Origin of the sequence: Paenibacillus sp. FSL K6-1096, assembly GCF_037977055.1 — a bacterium.
GTDB lineage: Bacteria > Bacillota > Bacilli > Paenibacillales > Paenibacillaceae > Paenibacillus_AQ.
Genome location: NZ_CP150274.1, coordinates 1223641 through 1241552, shown reverse-complemented (window position 1 = coordinate 1241552; position 17912 = coordinate 1223641). Strand labels below are relative to the sequence as shown.

Sequence of the window (17912 nt, the reverse complement as noted above, 5' to 3'; positions counted from 1 at the left end):
ATGAGTACATTGCCGACAGAATATGAACGTACCGAAATCGGTGAGATCCAGATCGCTCCTGAGGTGATCGAGGTGATCGCCGGTTTGGCGACCGTGGAGGTCAAAGGAGTAGCCGGAATGAGCGGCGGTTTCGCCGGCGGAATCGTAGAGCTGCTGGGACGCAAGAACTTGTCCAAGGGAGTTAAGGTTGAGGTGGGCCAGCGCGAGGCGGCAGTCGATGTGTCCGTGATCATTGAGTACGGCAACCGTCTTCCTGAAGTGGCTGGCGAGATCCAGCGCAATGTCAAGCGTTCCATCGAGACCATGACAGGTCTGACCGTTGTGGAAGTGAACGTGCATATTCACGATGTGCAGTTCAAGAGCAATACCAGCGTTGACAAGAGCGAGGATACTGAAGCGGTTACCCGCGTGAAGTAAAGCGTTCTTCCCCCCATAAACCCCCGACAGTACGTCGAGGGTTTACCTTACTTTATAGGAGGTTGTGAGACTCGTGGCCAAAATTCTGGACAGGCTTCTGCTGTTCCTCTACAGCTTAAGTATTGGAATACTATCTGTTATAGCCATCCTCCTCTTGAGCGGTGTGATCCCTGATGAGTATGAGCTTCAGGACGGACCGGCGGTCTATATCGCTTCGATCACTGTAGCGGTTATTCTGTTCCTGCTCAGCATCCGCTTCTTCTACATCTCCCTGCGCCGCGACCGTGCTTCCCTGCCTTCAGTGGACCAGCGCACGGAATACGGGGATATTCAGATCTCGATGGAGACCATTGAGAACCTGAGCCTTAAGGCGGCGGGCAAAGTGAAGGGCATCCGTGACCTGAAGTCGCGCATCCGCGTCTCGCAGGCGGGTCTTGAGATTATGATCCGTGCCGTCGTCGACGGGGAGCATTCCCTGCCTCTGCTGACGACTGAGGTGCAGCGTAATGTGCATGACTTCGTGCAGGAGACAACCGGAATTCCGGTTGCAGATGTGTCTGTGTACATCGCGAATCTTACACAGTCGCCAAGCTTCAAAAGTCGAGTGGAATAGAGGTGAGTTTCCCTTATGTCCTGGAGAGCAATATGGGAAAGTCACGGGGGTAGAATTACCGGAGTGGCCTTCGGTGTCTTTCTCGGATTGATTTATCTGATTAGCGGGTTTTGGGATATGCTGTTCTTTGCACTGGTAGTGTTCATCGGATATACGCTTGGCAAACGCAAGGATACCGCGCAGGCTCCCCTGTTTCAGTGGCAGGAGCTGATCGAGCGGCTGTCCGGGCGCTGGCGTCCCTTCAAATGAACCGCGATAGTCTTTCTCCCGGAAGCCTGGAACCCGTTACTTTGAGTTGCTGACCTGCGGAAGAGAGGCTGCGCGGTTTTTTGATAGAATTTATATGTTTGGGGTCCCCGCAAAGTACCTGAGTAATCACCTGCGCTAAAGCCCCACTTTGTGGGGTTATTTTGCGGCCTGGGTAGGATAAGAATTAAGCATGTAACACCATTACAAGAATGAATGAATGTTCGTAGGAGGAACCAAATGAAAAGACGTTTAGCGAGAGAGATTATTGTCCAAAGCCTGTACCAGATGGAAATGAACGATGTTGAGGTGACCGAGGCGGTCGATATGCTGATTGAAGAGGCGGCGGACGAGAATGAAACCGAGCGTGTGATTACCGATGAGCATGAGCTGAAGACTTATGTGGTGGAGCATGTAAACGGAGTATGGGAGCACAAAATGGCGATCGACGATATGCTGGAGCATTATCTCAAGGGCTGGCAGATGAGCCGCCTGTCGCGCGTCGACCGTCAGATTCTGCGCCTGGCCACCTTCGAGATGATCTTCGCCAGCGATGTGCCGGCCAAGGTTGCGGTAAATGAAGCGATTGATCTGGCGAAGCATTTCGGCACAGAGGATTCGGGCAAATTCGTGAACGGCGTCCTCGGCAAGCTGATTCAGGATGTGGACAAGCTTAGAGCAGAACGGTAAAATTGAGCATTACATTTTTCAGATACACTTAAATAGACCAAAGGGGAGAGACTTACATGACAGCAGCGGTTATCAGCGGTAAACAGGTATCGGACGACATTCGGAAGGGAATTGCCCGGGAGGTTGCAGAGCTTGCGGAGCGCGGCGTGAAGCCCGGTCTGGCTGTCGTTCTGGTCGGCGAAGATCCGGCTTCCCAGGTCTATGTGCGCAACAAGGAGAAATCCTGTATCGAGCTGGGCTTCCACTCGGAGGTGCACCGGCTGGATGCTGCTACCACCCAGGCGGAGCTGCTGGCGCTGGTCGCCGAGCTTAACAGCCGTAAGGACATTGACGGTATCCTGGTGCAATTGCCGCTTCCGAAGCATATTGAGGAGAAGGCGGTTATTGACGCCATCGCAGTGGAGAAGGATGTGGACGGCTTCCACCCGGTCAATGTGGGGAACCTCGTAATCGGCGATGACAGCCTGCTCCCTTGCACACCTGCCGGGGTGATTGAGCTGATCAAGCGGACCGGCACTGAAATCTCCGGCAAGCATGCGGTGGTCATCGGCCGCAGCAACATTGTCGGCAAGCCGGTCTCCCTGCTGCTGCAGCGGGAGAATGCGACCGTGACCATGTGCCATTCCCGCACAGCGAATATGGCTGAGCTCTGCCGCCAGGCGGATATCCTGGTCGTGGCGATCGGCCGCGCCAACTTCATCGATGCTTCCTTCGTGAAGCCGGGTGCGGTGGTGATCGATGTCGGCATGAACCGTCTGGACACCGGCAAGCTGGCCGGGGACGTGGATTATGAGAGCGCCCGCGAAGTCGCCGGGCATATTACACCGGTGCCGGGCGGCGTCGGACCAATGACCATCACCATGCTGATGAGCAACACGCTGACCGCAGCCAAACGCCTGCACGGTCTGGAATAGGACGGGCTTATGGCGGCGGAGCGGCAGATCTACTCCATCAAGGAGCTTAACAAGTACATCCGGATGAAGCTGGATTCGGATGCCCTGCTCTCCGATGTATGGATTCGCGGTGAAATCTCGAACTTCACCCATCACGGAAGCGGGCATATGTATTTCACGCTGAAGGATGAGAGCAGCCGGATCAAAGCGATCATGTTCGCTTCCCATAACTCGCGGCTGCCGTTTGTGCCGAAGGAAGGGACCAAGGTCATTGCCCGGGGCAATGTGACCGTCTATGAACGGGACGGGCAGTACCAGTTCTATGCCACGCATATGCAGCCTGACGGGATCGGCAGCCTGTATCTGGCTTATGAGCAGCTTAAGGCGAAGCTGGAGAAGGAAGGGCTGTTCGCCGCAGAGCGCAAGCGCCCGCTGCCGCGCTTCCCGCGCTGCATCGGCGTGGTGACCTCGCCGAGCGGCGCAGCGGTCCGCGATATTATCATAACGCTGCAGCGCCGCTATCCGCAGGTAGCGGTGGTGCTCTACCCTGTGCTTGTGCAGGGTAAGGGCGCCGGCCCGTCCATTGTCCAGGCGATTGAGAACCTGAATGCTATGGGTGAGGCCGACGTACTGATCGTGGGCCGCGGCGGCGGCTCCCTGGAGGAGCTGTGGGCCTTCAATGAAGAAGCGGTCGCCCGGGCGATTGCCGCTTCCCGGATTCCGGTGATCTCGGCAGTCGGCCATGAGACCGACTTCACGATCGCCGATTTCGCCGCTGACCTGCGGGCGGCGACCCCTACGGCAGCGGCAGAGCTCGCCGTGCCGAGCGCAGCCGAGCTGGCCGGGCAGCTGCGCATTGCCCGGCAGCGGCTGCGCCAGGGCCTGCTGCGCCGCTCGCAGCGCGGCGGCGAGCGCCTGGCGGCGCTGCAGCGCTCGCTGGCGCTGGCCGGCCCGCGCCGGCAGCTGGCCCAGCACGCGCAGCGGCTGGACATGCTGCGCGCGGCCCTGCTCCGCGCTGCAGAGGCCAGGCTCAGCCGCGCGCAGGGGCGCAGCGCGGTGCTGCACCAGAGCCTGCAGCGCTTCCACCCGCTGAGCAGCATCAGCGCGGCGCGCCGAGCTGCGGACAGCCTCACCCGTGAGCTGTCCGGGGCCATGCAGGCGCACCTGCAGGCGAAGCGGGCGCGCTTCGGGTCCGAGCTGCGCCATCTGGACGCGCTCAGCCCGCTGAAGGTCATGTCACGGGGCTACAGCCTCGTATATGACGAGAAGGAACAGCATGTAATCAAATCGCTGAAGGAAGTTGAACTCGGCGATATCGTGAACATAAAGCTTAATGACGGACAGCTGAACTGCCACGTATGGGGCATGAAGGAGGAGGGCGTAACGGATGACGAAGGAAGCGGAACTGGATTTTGAGGGAGCCATGGAGCGTCTGGAGGAAATCGTGCGTGAGCTGGAGCATGGCGATGTTCCCCTGGAGAAGGCGATTGATCTGTTCCAGCAGGGCATGAAGCTCTCGCAGATCTGCGGCAGCAAGCTGGAGCAGGTGGAGCGCAAGATTGAGATGATTACAGCGGAGGATGGCGAGCTGCGCAAGAAGCCGTTCGGGGCCCGGCTGGAAGGCGATAGCGATGAGCCGTTCTGAGGTTGGCGCATCGGGAACGGGCGGCATGGCGGAATCCTCCGGCCGTGAGCCGCTGGAGCAGTACATCGCCGGGGTTGGCGGACTGATGGCCGATGTGCTGGCGTCGGTGATGCCGGCACAGTGGAGCGTGCCCCAGGCGCTGAAGGAAGCGATGGACTATTCGCTGCAGGCCGGGGGCAAGCGCCTGCGCCCGCTGCTGGTCATTGCCGCCTGCGAAGCGCTTGGCGGCAGCCGTGAGGCTGCGCTGCCTGTAGCCGCTGCGATTGAGATGGTGCATACGTATTCGCTGATTCATGACGATCTGCCGGCGATGGATAACGATGATTTCCGCCGCGGCAAGCCGACGAATCACAAGGTCTTCGGCGAAGCAGCGGCGATCCTGGCGGGCGATGCTCTCCTGACTCACGCGTTCTATAGCGTGGTACAAGCCTCCCGCAAGCACGGCGTACCCGCAGAGAATGTGCTGTCCATCGTAGAGGATCTGGCCGAGATGGCCGGTCCGCGCGGAATGGTTGGCGGGCAGGTGGCCGATATGGAAGGCGAGCAGGGAATGACGGACCTTGAGCAACTGCAGTACATTCATCTGCACAAGACCGGCGATCTCATCATCTTCTCGCTGCTGGCGGGCGGAAGAATCGCCGGCGCTTCTGTGCGCCAGCTGGAGGCGCTTCGCGGGTTCGGTACGCGCATCGGTCTGGCTTTTCAGATTCAGGATGATATTCTGGATCTGGTTGGCGACGAGAGCAAGCTGGGCAAGAGTACCGGCAGCGACATCAAGCAGCAGAAGGTAACCTATCCTTATTTCATCGGCCTTGACGCTTCGCGCGAAGAAGTCGAGCGGCTGACGGAGGAAGCGCGCCGGATGGTTCTTGAGGGCGGATTTCAGGACCCGCAGCGGCTGCTGGAAATTGCCGAATATTTGATGAAACGCGATCACTAAATCAGTTTCGGGAACGGCTGTGTTTCGACAGCCGTTTCGTTTGTGTTATAATGGGGTTTATATTTTACAACATCTAGGAAAGCGGGGAATACTCGTGCTGCTTCCACAAATCAATGATCCTCAGGAGCTCAAATCTTTATCAATCGGGGAACTCACTGCGCTAGCGGAGGAGATCCGCCAGTTCCTCGTGGAGAAGCTGTCTGTCACAGGGGGGCATCTCGCATCCAATCTGGGAGTTGTGGAGCTCACGCTGGCCCTGCACTACTGTTATGACAGCCCACGGGATAAAATGATATTTGACGTAGGCCATCAGGCATACGTTCACAAAATTCTGACAGGCCGGCAGGACCGGTTCGACTCGTTGCGCAAGCAGGGCGGTCTGTGCGGCTTCGTCAAGCGGGCCGAGAGCGAGCATGATGTCTGGGAAGCCGGACACAGCAGCACTTCCCTGTCCGCAGCGATGGGAATGGCCATGGCGCGTGACTTCAAGGGGGAAGACAATAAGGTGATTGCCGTGATCGGCGATGGCGCCCTGACCGGGGGCATGGCCTTTGAAGCGCTGAACCATATCGGTCATGAACGCCGCAAGCTGATGGTCATTCTGAATGATAATGAGATGTCGATCGCGCCGAATGTCGGGGCGATGCATAACTATTTAAGCAAGATCCGTTCCGACCGTCATTACCTGCGGGCCAAGGACGAAGTGGAAGGCCTGCTGAAGAAGATCCCTGCTATCGGCGGGCGGCTGGCCAAGACAGCCCAGAATGTGAAGGACGGCCTGAAGAACATGCTGGTGCCCGGCGTTCTGTTTGAAGAACTCGGGTTTACCTATCTGGGCCCTGTGGACGGCCATGATCTGGAGAAGATGATTGATACCTTCCAGCAGGCGGATAATGTGTCCGGCCCGGTGCTGGTGCATGTGCTTACGACCAAGGGCAAGGGCTACAAGCCGGCCGAGGTCGATTCCTACAAGTGGCATGGGATTTCACCATACAAAATTGAATCCGGCCAGGTGCTCAAGGCCGTCGGCAATCCGATGTACACCGAAGTCTTCGGACAGACGCTGATTGAGCTGGGCCATCAGGATGAACGGCTGGTTGCCGTAACACCAGCCATGCCGGGCGGTTCGGGACTGTTCCCGTTCGCCAAGGAATTTCCGGGACGGATGATTGATGTCGGCATTGCCGAGCAGCATGCCGCTACCTTGTGTGCGGCGCTGGCGATGGAGGGGATGAAGCCGGTGTTCGCCGTCTACTCCACCTTCATGCAGCGGGCCTATGACCAGATTGTCCATGATATCTGCCGCCATAATGCCAATGTCATGTTCGCCATCGACCGGGCAGGCTTCGTCGGCGCCGACGGGGAGACCCATCAGGGGGTGTATGACATTGCATTCATGCGCCATATCCCGAACATGGTGCTTATGATGCCGAAGGACGAGAATGAGCTGCGCCATATGATGAAGACGGCGCTGGATTATAATGACGGTCCGATTGCTTACCGGTATCCGCGGATTAACGGGACCGGTGTGGACCTGGATGCGGAGCTGCGCAGCCTGCCGATCGGAACCTGGGAGCGTCTGCGCCCCGGCGATGACTATGCTGTGCTGGCCTGCGGACCGATGGTGCAGGTAGCGGAGGAAGCCGCAGAGCTGCTGAAGCGCGAAGGCATTCAGATCGGTGTCGTGAACGCCCGTTTCCTGAAGCCGCTGGACAATACCATGCTGCTGGAGCTGGGCCGTGCGGGCACCCAGATGGTGGTGCTGGAGGAGGCCAGCCAGGCAGGGAGCCTTGGCAGCGCCGTACTCGAATTCTATGCGGAGCATGAGATCTATGATGCGCATGTCCACTTGATGGGAGTGCCGGACCTCTTCGTGGAGCATGGCTCCATCAAGGAGCAGCGCCAGCAGACCGGGCTCACTGTAGAAGCGCTCTGTGCGCAGGTGAAGGCCATGATGGCGCGAAGTACTTTTACCTATAAGTCAACTTCCACCTCCTGACAGCCAGGATGGAAGCCGGACCGAAGTGATCGGGAGATGAACATGGAACACCCAAAAGAAAGAATTGATGTATTGTTAGTAGAGCAAGGCTTCTATGACAGCCGGGAGAAGGCTAAGGCGGCCATTATGGCCGGTCTTGTGCTGGCGAACGAAGAGCGGATCGAGAAGCCGGGCATGAAGGTGCAGCGCAGTGCCGTTCTGCGGGTCAAAGGCGCGGTGCATCCGTATGTCAGCCGGGGCGGCCTGAAGCTGGAGAAGGCGTTAAGGCAGTTTGGAATTGACATGAACGGACGGAATATGCTGGACATCGGCTCCTCCACAGGAGGGTTCACCGATTGTGCCCTCCAGCATGGGGCCAGCCATGTCTACGCGATTGACGTTGGCCATAACCAGCTTGACTGGAGCCTGCGGAATGATGAGCGTGTCACCGTGATGGAGCAGACGAACTTCCGTTATATGACCCCGTCCGACCTGGAGGGGCCGGTTCCCGATTTTGCCAGCATTGATGTATCCTTCATATCGCTGAAGATTATTCTACCGCCGCTGATGGCGCTGCTGCGCCGTCCGGCCGATATCGCTGCCCTGATTAAGCCGCAGTTCGAAGCCGGCCGGGAGAAGGTAGGCAAGTCCGGTGTTGTCCGCGAATCCTCCGTTCATCGTGAGGTACTTGTAAATGTGCTGACGATGGCGGCTGAGCTTGGCTATACCCTTGCAGGCCTGACGTATTCGCCGATTACCGGCGGGGAAGGCAATATTGAATTTCTGGCACACTGGAGGCTCCTGCCTGAAGCTGCGGAGAATTCCGCTGCTGATACGCAAGTCTCACGGGCTGAAGCACAGCCGAATCCTTTCGCCGCGCTGGCCGATACGGTCATTAAGGAAGCGAATGCTACCTTTAGCGCTGCGAACACTGGGAACTCATCGCCAAAGCGATGAGTTTCTTTTGCTGCAAATATAAGGTTCCATGTTAGCAGGATTTCGCCTCTCCCCGCGCGAATAGAGTCACCGAGGTGATGGGAGTGGCAAGCTCGGACAAGGCCGTTGTGGCGCTGATGGGCCTGGCGGCGGCGATCTTTATCATTTACAGAATCTATATTTGGCTGCAAAGCTCCCCACGCTCCTTCATCCGGGACCGGGTGCCGCTGAATAAGGTGATCCAGCCTCACCCATCTATCGGGCTGCTGGAGGATGCCGGGTACGAGGTGGTCGGGGGGAAGCTGAAGATTCCGCTGGCTTTTCAGGTGGACGGGGCCCCTATGTACAGCCGGTTGTTCATTGACTATGTGGCCGTAAGGGATGAGGAGCGCTTCTATCTGGTTATTCTGTCCCGCCCCCGCAAGGAGCTTGAGTTCACCGGCAGCGGACTCCGCGATACCCTGCTTCCCTATCTGCTGATCTATCCGGACTGCAGCGGGGTGCTATACGTGGATACGGTGAATTCCAGACTGCATGTGATCGAATTCGGCAAGGACGACGGAGAATCGGGTTAAGGGCAAGCACAACATATATACGGGAGGCAACAATGAAGGGACACAGGCATATCAAGATTAGAGAAATTATCTCGCAAAAGGAAATCGAAACCCAGGACGATCTGGTGGAGGCACTGCGCGAAGCCGGATTTCAGGTGACACAGGCCACCGTATCCCGCGACATCAAGGAGCTGCTGCTGATCAAGGTACCGATGGATGACGGGCGTTACAAGTATTCCCTGCCTACAGACCAGCGGTACAATCCGACGCAGAAGCTGAAGCGGGTGCTGGTGGATAATTTTGTAAGCATTGACCATTCCGCGAATCTGGTGGTGATGAAATGTCTGCCGGGTACGGCCAATTCCGTGGCGGCCCTGATTGATAATATTGACTGGCCGCAGATTATGGGAACGATCTCGGGCGATGACACCATCCTGATTATCTGCCGCCAGCCGGAAGACAGCAAGGACGTCATTTCACAGGTCATGGGTTATATTTCATAAGCCTGATCATGAATCGGGAAGCGATCATCTTGTCGGAGGTGCAGAATTTCATGCTAGAGACATTGTCTATACGCAATCTGGCCGTAGTTGAAGCGGTGGATGTGCATTTTTATCCGGGCTTTCATGTTCTGACCGGGGAGACCGGCGCAGGGAAATCCATCATCATCGATGCGCTCGCACTCATTGCCGGGGGCCGCGGCTCAGCGGACTCCATCCGGTACGGGTGCGATAAAGCAGAAATGGAAGCGCTCTTTAGCCTGCCGGGCAGCCACCCGGTATGGGAGACCCTGGAGCGTCTGGGCATCGGGGCAGACCGGGACGAGCATCTGGTGATCCGCCGGGAGATTACCTCCCAGGGCAAAAGCACATCGCGTGTGAACGGCCAAATGGTGAATCTGAGTATGCTGCGGGAAATCGGCGAGCAGCTGGTTAATATTCACGGGCAGCATGAGCACCAGAGCCTGCTGAAGGCGGAGCGCCACCTGGGGCTGCTGGATACGTACGGCGAAGCCGTAATCGGACCGCTCAAAGCGGATTATCAGGAGAAATATACCGCCTTCGCCAAGGTGGAAAAAGAACTGCGGGAGTTGCAGGAATCCAGCCAAAAGGCGTATCAGATGCTGGATTTGTACCGTTTTCAGCTGGAGGAAATCTCACAGGCGGCACTAAAACCGGGAGAGGATGAATTACTTGCCGAGGAACGGGTAAAACTATCCCACAGTGAGAAAATGATGGATTCGGTATCCGGCGCCTATGAGCTGCTGTATGACAGGCAGGGGCTGGAGTCCATCGGTAAGGTCATTTCCCGGCTGGAGGACGCGGTCCGTTATGATGAGAAGGGCCTCAGAGCGGTGTTCGAGCAGTTGCAGTCGGCGTATTATCAGCTGGAGGATGCGGCCTTCCAGCTCAGGGATTACAGGGAAGAGATTGAATTCAATCCGGCGCGGCTGGAGGATATTGAGAACCGGCTCGATCTGATCAACGGACTGCAGCGCAAATACGGGGACAGCGTGGAGCAGATTCTGGAGTACTACCAGAAGATTGAGCACGAGACCGATCTGCTGGAGAATAAGGACGAATACATTGCCAAATTAATGGTCAAAAGAGATGGCTTGCTCAGTACTCTAATGGAAGCAGCCGCTGCCCTGACCCAAGCCCGGAGACAGTGTGCTACGGAGCTGGCGGCCCAGGTGGAGGGTGAGCTGAAGGATCTGCAGATGGAGCGGACCTCCCTGCAGGTCAAGATGGAGCTGCTGGAGGACCCGCGCGGCATTGAATATGAGGACCGGCGCTACCGGCTGACCCGGCAGGGCATCGACAGCGCTGAATTTATGATCTCCCCGAACCCGGGCGAGCCGCTGCGGCCGCTGGGCAAAATCGCCTCCGGCGGCGAGCTGTCGCGGATTATGCTGGCGATGAAGAGTATTTTTGCCCGGCATGATGCCATTCCTGTCCTGGTGTTCGACGAAGTGGATACCGGGGTCAGCGGACGCGCAGCCCAGTCGATTGCGGATAAGCTGTACAAGCTGTCCTCCATCTGCCAGGTGTTCTCCATTACTCACCTGCCGCAGGTGGCCTGTATGGCCGACCATCAGTACCTGATCGTCAAGAAGGTCGAGGACGGACGCACGATGACCGAGGTGAATTCACTCTCGGACGAAGGCCGGGTGATGGAGCTGGCCCGGATGCTGGGCGGCGTAGAAATCACCGAGAAAACGCTGCACCACGCACAGGAAATGCTCGGTCTGGCCGAGGCCAGCAAGGCTGCTGCAAGCTAAGCGGGACAATGATTGACAGTAATAAAAGCCTGGGGGCAAGGTTATCTTATAGGTACGCAATTGGCGACCACCTTTTTCGTCAAGCGAAAGAAGCAAAGGGGAGCGTGACAGCCATTGAAGCCTTACCTCAGGAAGTTAATGCCCGGACTTATATTTGCCTTCTTTCTCAGTGTATCCGGCATAACTGGAGCCTCACACAGTAGCGCAGCACCACTGGAATACCGGCCGCTTCAGGCGGCAGAGGGAACCGTCAAGGAGCTGAAGGTCATTCCCGGCGGACAGACCATCGGCGTGAAGGTGAAGTCGGCAGGTGTACTGGTTGTAGGCCATCATCTCATTCAAGTCTCAAGTGAGTCCAAGATTTCACCAGGCGAGAACAGCGGGCTGATGCCGGGAGATCTGATGATCTCCATGAATGGCGTGAAGCTGGACGAGGTGTCTAAGGTAGCCAAGCTTGTGGAACAGGCCGGACGAAGCAATAATTCGTTAAGTATCGTGTACAAACGCGGCGGCAAGGAGCATACGGCCCGGCTGAAGCCGGCGTATGACCGTACAGACAAGGTGTGGCGGCTGGGCCTCTACATCCGTGATTCCGCAGCAGGTGTAGGAACCCTTACGTTCTATGCGCCGAAGCAGGGGGTCTACGGGGCGCTTGGACATGTCATCACCGACATGAATACCGGAACTCCCATTGTCGTCGGCAGCGGCCATATCGTGCAGTCCAGTGTCACCTCCATTGCCAAAAGCCAGGATGGCGATCCCGGGGAGAAGCGGGCCCATTTCCTGAAGGAGAGCCAGGTGCTCGGCAATGTGGAGAGCAATACGGATTTCGGCATCTTCGGCAAAATGACCCGCAACCCCGAGCATAGCCTGTACCAGGAGCCGATTCCGGTAGCCATGAGTACTGAAGTCAAAGAAGGTCCCGCGCAAATTCTTACTGTTGTTGACGGCCAGCAGGTGGAGCGCTTCAATGTGGAGATCATCCATGTTGCCCGTCAAGCGACCCCGGCGACCAAGGGTATGGTGCTGCGCATTACAGACCCCCGTCTGCTGGATAAGACCGGCGGCATTGTCCAGGGCATGAGCGGCAGCCCCATCGTCCAGAACGGACGGTTGATCGGTGCGGTAACCCATGTATTCGTCAATGATCCCAAGTCCGGTTACGGCTGCTTCATCGAGTGGATGCTGCGTGACTCTGGTGTAGTCCACCAGCAGCAAGAGCTCCAATATAATCTTAAGGCGGTATAGCCTTAAGATTTTTTTGTCGAAGGGCAGCGATTAACATCGAATCATGAAATAAAATAATTAATTATAAATCAACCCCGAAAAAAAATAAAGAAAAATAATTTTCGACAGAAGGATATTTAAACCAGATGTCGAAAGTTATAGGGAGAGAAGATGATTATGATGTTGTGAATAGCTATATAAATAAGGAGGAAGCAGCCAGTGCAGAATATTGAAGTGTTGTTGGCCGATGATAACAGGGAGTTCACGAACTTGCTTGCCGAGTACATTACGGAACAAGAAGATATGACCGTAACAGGCATCGCCTATAACGGGGAAGAGGTGCTTCAGATGCTTAGCGGAGCCCGCAAAATCCCCGATGTGCTTATTCTGGATATCATCATGCCTCATCTGGACGGCCTTGGCGTCCTGGAGCGCCTGCGCGATATGGATCTGAACCCGCAGCCCAAGATCATTATGCTGACCGCGTTCGGGCAGGAGAACATTACACAACGCGCTGTTCAACTTGGAGCATCTTATTATATTCTGAAGCCGTTCGATATGGAGGTTCTGGCCAACCGTGTGCGTCAGCTGGTCGGCACCCAGGGCAGCATGAGCACTTCCTCCAGCATGACCGGCTATTCCGCTTCCAGATCTGCCAGTAATGTGGTACCTTTGTCCAAAGGCAAGAATCTGGATGCCAATATTACCTCCATTATTCATGAGATCGGCGTCCCTGCCCACATCAAGGGTTATCAGTATCTGCGCGAAGCCATTACCATGGTCTACAACAACATCGAAATTCTGGGCGCAATTACGAAGACGCTATACCCGGCCATTGCCGAGAAATTCAAGACAACGCCTTCGCGCGTAGAGCGGGCCATCCGCCACGCCATCGAAGTCGCCTGGACCCGTGGCAACATCGACAGCATCTCCCACCTGTTCGGCTATACCATTAATATCTCCAAATCCAAGCCAACTAACTCAGAATTTATTGCCATGGTCGCCGACAAGCTGCGCATTGAGCATAAGGTGTCTTGAAAGGGTAAGGATCAGGATACGTGAAGGGATAATGTAGTTCTGAGGCCGTAAATACTGCGAAGCATATCAATACATACCACTTGCTAATGGGGAGAGCGTAGTACCCAACAGCAAGTGGTATTTTGTTTCACGGGTGAGGTATGTGTGGTGTGTGGGCGGATGTAATCGAAAAACCGAATACATTTCGCGTGCTGCAATGATGTAGGGCCTAATGCTCCACAGCTAATAACATTAATAGAGAAATCCTGCTAAAAGTGTAACAATGCTGCCCGATGCAAGAAGTGCAACAATGCTGCTCCCTACATGCTCCTGGTGAGAGAAGGCAGCAGTTGTACGTGACTTCATTTACAAAAGACATAAAATAAGAGGAAGATGTTTACAAATTTATTTTAATTTTATATGATTGTTTATAGAGATTATTAAAATAATGTGGGGGAAGCCTATTGAAGAAAAAAGGTACTGTGGTGTTGGTGAGTGTTGTAATGGTGATAGTTATAGGTATTTGGAAACTTCCCATCACTTGAAGAGTGGGAAGTATATACATGTTACTAACGAAGAGATAGCTGAGATTACCGATAAAGAAAAAATTGAAATTCTAGGAGCTAAAAATCTTGAGGCTGATGGAGCATCAATTACAATTTTACCCTATAAAAGTGATGATGAAGCAGGAATAATAGAAGCCTCAAACAAGGATGGTAAATTGGATTACCGCAAAGCGCAATTCGTTAAAATGATGACGGATAGAGTCTTTACAATGGGTACAAATACAGGCCTTTATTATTCTGTTTTTTTTATTAATGATAAAAAAATATTAGGTGAAATGTCTAAAGTAAGAGTTTATTTTCAAGAAGGAAGTTTTAAAGAAGTTAATAAAGAAAATAATTCAACTTCGGCTTTTGTTATAGAGAAAGAGGAAGGGAAAAGTAATCATAATGGCAACAATCCGAGAAAAATTGAGGTTTTTAATAAATCAGGAAATATCGTTTTTGATTTAGAAAAAATGTAGGTAATCGAAATTAAGGGATAAGCGAAGGAGGTGGGAGAAATCGTAGCACAGATTTTTTTAGGGATGTGGATGCTCACACAAGCGGCTTGTCATTTTTTTGGACAACATGTGTTTCTTCGGCAATCCGTTATGAACAGGTTGAGTAAGGAGGAGCGAGCCTCTTTCCAAAGAGGGATGGTCCTGCCGTATCTCATATTAGGGATAACTTTTATTGGGATGGGGATTGCTGAGCGTAACGGATCCCTGTCCATGCCGCTCTTTCTGGGACTCTATATAATATTGTGTGCGGCATCATTGGCCGGGATATTAAGGAATAACAAAAAACATCTGGGTTATTACATGTGGTGAATCTCTGTGGCGGTGAGTTGCCGGATTGACTGCTCCTGAAGCGTCGGAGGCTGGGCAACAGGCCGGCGTACAATGGGCTTCCAATCCAAACCCCAGTAAGAATGGGCGACCCAGTTCGGATAAGACTCGCTTATGTGCGTATGTATAACCCTGAACCATCCTTATGCACTTCAATCGACCGGGACAGCGGAACGGTGTTGTGTCCGTTCCGTTCAATATCATCAGGCTGTTGGAGGCCTAGGGCTAACGTCTACGACTTTTTGCGGAAGTCTTAGACGTTTTCTTTTTGCATACTTTCTTGCGTTTCTCCATAATTTCAGCAAGGTCTTTGATGAGCAGACGAATAAAGGAAAGTACTGCAATGATGAGTAGTGTAATATGTTAAAAATTATATTATCTTCATAAAAAAGCTGCGGAGATCAAATCTCAGCAGCTTTTAAGCATTAATGTGTCTGTTTCAGTTTGCCCAATTCCTCAACGGAAAGTCCCGTAAGTTCTGCAATGATCGTGAAATCCATACCTTTGTTGATCATGTTCCGGGCAACGTCTAATTTTTCTTTGGTCCGGCCAACGGACTCGCCTTCTGCCCGGGCACCCTCCAACATGGAAGCTTCATCATGGAGAGCTTTTTGTCTCATTTCGTACATACGTCGTGCTTCTGCATTCTGGCTTAAATATTCCAGCGCGGTCATCGCTTTACTCAAAGCTGGTTCATTCACCCGTAACACCTCCCAGTTTGTTGTATCTTCACTTTTCAGGAATAGCAGCCAGTTGAGTAACCCGCCCTCATTTGGAATGTGCTGCAAGTTCAGCTTGGAGAGCTCCATGATGTGGATTTCAATGTCGTCAATCAGTGTGATGCCGCTGTGATCTTCCCGCAGATAAAAATGTTATGGTAACGGTCATTAGGCAGAATAGAGAAATTGAGTATATTGATGGTAACACATTTTCTAAGCTTCTTGTAGGAGTGCCCTTCTTCAAGCTACCCGGCATACTGCTTGCTCCAATAGTACAGTGTGCGCTTTTCATTATCGTACTTATTAAATAACTGCATTTCCACCTCGCTTACTTACCCAAGCTGTTCAAATAAGCATCGGCTTCTTCATAGGTAGGGAAATGGACGGCGAATTTGCCGAAGAGGCGTTTCATTTGCATTTTCCAGACGGGAGAATCGGCAACGTAGGCCCAGCCGCCAACGCCTGCTTCTACTGCGCGGTCACCGGTGGGGGCGAGCATGGCAGCCACTTCAGGCGAGAGAACTGTTGGAGAGCCGGTGACATCGGTTACGCCGGTGAATCCGGGCTTCAGCTGCTTCAGCGCGTTCTCGAAATCGTTTATGTATGAGGGGACATCGCTTTCGGTGAGTCCATAGGCTTTGACAACCACCTGATTTTTGGCTGCATTGACTTCCATTGTGTAAGACATGATCATTCCTCCAGATGTGGTTTTATGTTACATGATGTTTATCGGATAAGATCGGGAAGGATATGAGAGAATAAGGAAATCAGAACAGATTGGCTCACAGTTATGTAAAATAGAACCAGAACTTTACAGCGGATGCGAAGAATTTACACAAACCGCAGGGAATCTGAAACAGAATGTAATCTCCTGTGTTATGATAAAGGAAGAAGGTTGTTCCACCGAACGCCCTCGGAAATGGATAATGTTGCCCTTTCTTGCAGCCATCTATTCATCTTGATCCATAACAACCTAACAAATGGTTAGACAGAAAAGGGGATACCACCGATGAGAATTAACATGAAGTTTACCAGCAAAGGTAAAGCGGCCATCGAGAATTTTAACAATGAAGAGCTGCTGGAGATTTTTGCCCGATACATCAAGACACTGACCAAAAAATACGATATCGAAGTGGATATTCCGCGTGAAGTCAATCAGAATATCGTAGGGGATGGGGCTGTTGTGGCCATGGCCCAGAATGTAAAGTGCGATGCAGAGACCTTCTTCAAGGAGCTGGGACGCGATATCAAGGTTCCGCTGAAGAAACGGCTTGGCGGCAAGCTGGAGAATGTCTTCAAGACGGAAATTGTGGAATAAGGCGAAAAAAAGTACATTGCCCCAGGGTACGGTTCAATGTACTTAAGCGTGTGAAATAAGTAGGGACTACGGCTCAGGCATCGTAACGGTCTGTGTCTGATAGGTTCCGCACGGTGAGGACGTTCCTGATAATCTGGATAAAATCGGGTGATGCCTTGGTTTCCAGCGCCAATTCATAGATGTTCAATAATTGCTCGTCAGACAATAGCTCAAGTGATGAGGGGCGTGGAGAAGGATGAAAGTAAGTGTCCATAGAAATCCTCCATCAGGGTTGAGAGTGTAGAAGCAAGTCTCGTAAGAATCTATGTAAATGGTACCATCTGGAATTTAATCCGTCTGCTGGCATTCGCCCTCTGAATTTTTATTGACATAAGTTGGATGTTATGTAATGATAATTGGTCAGCTTGTTGCTCGTAAAAAGTATAGAAATATAAAAATATCCCGGGCCGATGGGCCCCGGGATATTTTTATGATCCTAGGATGATGTCGTTTCATTCTTCCGTGAGGCCAGAAATCTTCGGATACGTGGTTCATTTGACTCAGATACCGTTGCAAATTGTTCCCCTTGATTGAACAGAACAATCTTCCGTTCCGGATCATAACCGTCAATATTGCCAATGTTCACTACATTGCTGCGGTCAAGACGTTCAAAGCCTGAGCTCCCGTATGCTGCATACAAATCGGAAAGAGTGGTGGGGAGAACAAATTCGCCTTCTTTCGTATGGACGAATATTGTATTCTTGTAATTCGAGAAATACAATATTTCCTCATCCGTGATACTGCGGGATGAGCCGTCGTTTAGTAAGACACGCATGTATTCCCCATCCTTGTGTAATTACTTGCGCAATTCTTTTGGCGCTTCCGGGCTGTGAATCGCTGGTTTCATGATAGATACAAAGAAACGTGCAGAACTGGCAAGAACGGCTGAAGCTTGCTTTGCGATTGCTTTTTTCACTGTGTTCTCCTCCTTGTCCAAGGGATGATTGTTAGGGATTGAACCAGAAATCCCAACCCGACGACAGTTGATTGCAGAAAAAAGTTAGAT

Annotated in this window: 23 protein-coding genes; 17 read left to right on the top strand and 6 right to left on the bottom strand. The window is 53.3% G+C overall.

The window, feature by feature from the left end; translation table 11 throughout:
• The 16 genes from MHI24_RS05690 (at position 1) to MHI24_RS05615 (ending at position 14464) form a co-directional block, all read left to right on the top strand.
• On the top strand, positions 1 to 417 hold the full coding sequence (locus tag MHI24_RS05690; protein WP_340024603.1) for an Asp23/Gls24 family envelope stress response protein: 417 nt from the start codon (positions 1 to 3) through the stop codon (positions 415 to 417).
• 73 nt (positions 418 to 490) lie between these two features.
• Complete coding sequence (gene amaP, locus MHI24_RS05685) at positions 491 to 1030, top strand: alkaline shock response membrane anchor protein AmaP (protein WP_340024602.1); 540 nt, start codon at positions 491 to 493, stop codon at positions 1028 to 1030.
• Between the two features lie 15 nt (positions 1031 to 1045).
• A complete protein-coding gene (locus MHI24_RS05680) occupies positions 1046 to 1279 on the top strand; it encodes a DUF2273 domain-containing protein (RefSeq protein WP_340024601.1) in 234 nt (77 codons plus the stop codon).
• A gap of 237 nt (positions 1280 to 1516) precedes the next feature.
• Positions 1517 to 1966: a transcription antitermination factor NusB gene (nusB, locus tag MHI24_RS05675; RefSeq protein WP_238650187.1), complete on the top strand. Its 450-nt coding sequence runs from the start codon at positions 1517 to 1519 to the stop codon at positions 1964 to 1966.
• 56 nt (positions 1967 to 2022) lie between these two features.
• Positions 2023 to 2880, top strand: coding sequence for a bifunctional methylenetetrahydrofolate dehydrogenase/methenyltetrahydrofolate cyclohydrolase FolD (gene folD / locus MHI24_RS05670; protein ID WP_340024600.1), 858 nt, complete (start codon positions 2023 to 2025; stop codon positions 2878 to 2880).
• Between the two features lie 9 nt (positions 2881 to 2889).
• Positions 2890 to 4275 (top strand): exodeoxyribonuclease VII large subunit, encoded by a 1386-nt coding sequence (gene xseA, locus MHI24_RS05665; protein ID WP_340024599.1) that lies wholly within the window; start codon positions 2890 to 2892, stop codon positions 4273 to 4275.
• Positions 4247 to 4504 carry an exodeoxyribonuclease VII small subunit gene (gene xseB / locus MHI24_RS05660; RefSeq protein ID WP_340024598.1) on the top strand — a complete coding sequence of 86 codons (258 nt, stop codon included), beginning with the start codon at positions 4247 to 4249 and terminating at the stop codon, positions 4502 to 4504. Before xseA ends, xseB begins: the two co-directional genes overlap by 29 nt.
• Before the next feature lie 85 nt (positions 4505 to 4589).
• Entirely contained in the window at positions 4590 to 5444 is an 855-nt protein-coding gene (locus tag MHI24_RS05655) for a polyprenyl synthetase family protein (protein WP_340026607.1), read from the top strand.
• Between the two features lie 94 nt (positions 5445 to 5538).
• A complete protein-coding gene (gene dxs / locus MHI24_RS05650) occupies positions 5539 to 7443 on the top strand; it encodes a 1-deoxy-D-xylulose-5-phosphate synthase (protein ID WP_340024597.1) in 1905 nt (634 codons plus the stop codon).
• Between the two features lie 42 nt (positions 7444 to 7485).
• Positions 7486 to 8379 carry a TlyA family RNA methyltransferase gene (locus tag MHI24_RS05645; protein ID WP_340024596.1) on the top strand — a complete coding sequence of 298 codons (894 nt, stop codon included), beginning with the start codon at positions 7486 to 7488 and terminating at the stop codon, positions 8377 to 8379.
• Between the two features lie 74 nt (positions 8380 to 8453).
• A complete protein-coding gene (locus MHI24_RS05640) occupies positions 8454 to 8933 on the top strand; it encodes a hypothetical protein (RefSeq protein ID WP_340024595.1) in 480 nt (159 codons plus the stop codon).
• 32 nt (positions 8934 to 8965) lie between these two features.
• A complete protein-coding gene (gene argR, locus MHI24_RS05635; protein ID WP_340024594.1) occupies positions 8966 to 9415 on the top strand; it encodes a transcriptional regulator ArgR in 450 nt (149 codons plus the stop codon).
• 50 nt (positions 9416 to 9465) lie between these two features.
• Positions 9466 to 11193 carry a DNA repair protein RecN gene (recN, locus tag MHI24_RS05630; RefSeq protein ID WP_340024593.1) on the top strand — a complete coding sequence of 576 codons (1728 nt, stop codon included), beginning with the start codon at positions 9466 to 9468 and terminating at the stop codon, positions 11191 to 11193.
• Positions 11194 to 11331: 138 nt separating this feature from the next.
• Positions 11332 to 12441 (top strand): SpoIVB peptidase, encoded by a 1110-nt coding sequence (gene spoIVB / locus MHI24_RS05625; RefSeq protein WP_340024592.1) that lies wholly within the window; start codon positions 11332 to 11334, stop codon positions 12439 to 12441.
• A 198-nt stretch (positions 12442 to 12639) separates the two neighbouring features.
• Complete coding sequence (gene spo0A / locus MHI24_RS05620) at positions 12640 to 13458, top strand: sporulation transcription factor Spo0A (RefSeq protein WP_340024591.1); 819 nt, start codon at positions 12640 to 12642, stop codon at positions 13456 to 13458.
• A gap of 427 nt (positions 13459 to 13885) precedes the next feature.
• Positions 13886 to 14464, top strand: coding sequence for a hypothetical protein (locus MHI24_RS05615; RefSeq protein WP_340024590.1), 579 nt, complete (start codon positions 13886 to 13888; stop codon positions 14462 to 14464).
• 791 nt (positions 14465 to 15255) lie between these two features.
• Here the strand turns inward: MHI24_RS05615 and MHI24_RS05610 are convergent.
• The 3 genes from MHI24_RS05610 to MHI24_RS05600 form a co-directional block, all read right to left on the bottom strand.
• On the bottom strand, positions 15256 to 15639 hold the full coding sequence (locus tag MHI24_RS05610; RefSeq protein WP_340024589.1) for an Rpn family recombination-promoting nuclease/putative transposase: 384 nt from the start codon (positions 15637 to 15639) through the stop codon (positions 15256 to 15258).
• A 155-nt stretch (positions 15640 to 15794) separates the two neighbouring features.
• Positions 15795 to 15866 carry a hypothetical protein gene (locus tag MHI24_RS05605; protein ID WP_340026606.1) on the bottom strand — a complete coding sequence of 24 codons (72 nt, stop codon included), beginning with the start codon at positions 15864 to 15866 and terminating at the stop codon, positions 15795 to 15797.
• An 11-nt stretch (positions 15867 to 15877) separates the two neighbouring features.
• Positions 15878 to 16237 carry a hypothetical protein gene (locus MHI24_RS05600; RefSeq protein WP_340024588.1) on the bottom strand — a complete coding sequence of 120 codons (360 nt, stop codon included), beginning with the start codon at positions 16235 to 16237 and terminating at the stop codon, positions 15878 to 15880.
• Positions 16238 to 16558: 321 nt separating this feature from the next.
• Between MHI24_RS05600 and MHI24_RS05595 the strand changes: the two genes are divergently transcribed.
• Positions 16559 to 16867: a hypothetical protein gene (locus tag MHI24_RS05595; RefSeq protein ID WP_340024587.1), complete on the top strand. Its 309-nt coding sequence runs from the start codon at positions 16559 to 16561 to the stop codon at positions 16865 to 16867.
• 73 nt (positions 16868 to 16940) lie between these two features.
• Here the strand turns inward: MHI24_RS05595 and MHI24_RS05590 are convergent, their stop codons facing one another.
• The 3 genes from MHI24_RS05590 to MHI24_RS05580 form a co-directional block, all read right to left on the bottom strand.
• Positions 16941 to 17120 carry a sporulation histidine kinase inhibitor Sda gene (locus MHI24_RS05590; RefSeq protein WP_340024586.1) on the bottom strand — a complete coding sequence of 60 codons (180 nt, stop codon included), beginning with the start codon at positions 17118 to 17120 and terminating at the stop codon, positions 16941 to 16943.
• 222 nt (positions 17121 to 17342) lie between these two features.
• Positions 17343 to 17681 carry a LytTR family DNA-binding domain-containing protein gene (locus MHI24_RS05585; RefSeq protein WP_340024585.1) on the bottom strand — a complete coding sequence of 113 codons (339 nt, stop codon included), beginning with the start codon at positions 17679 to 17681 and terminating at the stop codon, positions 17343 to 17345.
• A gap of 21 nt (positions 17682 to 17702) precedes the next feature.
• Complete coding sequence (locus tag MHI24_RS05580) at positions 17703 to 17822, bottom strand: cyclic lactone autoinducer peptide (protein ID WP_340024584.1); 120 nt, start codon at positions 17820 to 17822, stop codon at positions 17703 to 17705.
• Positions 17823 to 17912 lie beyond the last annotated feature (90 nt).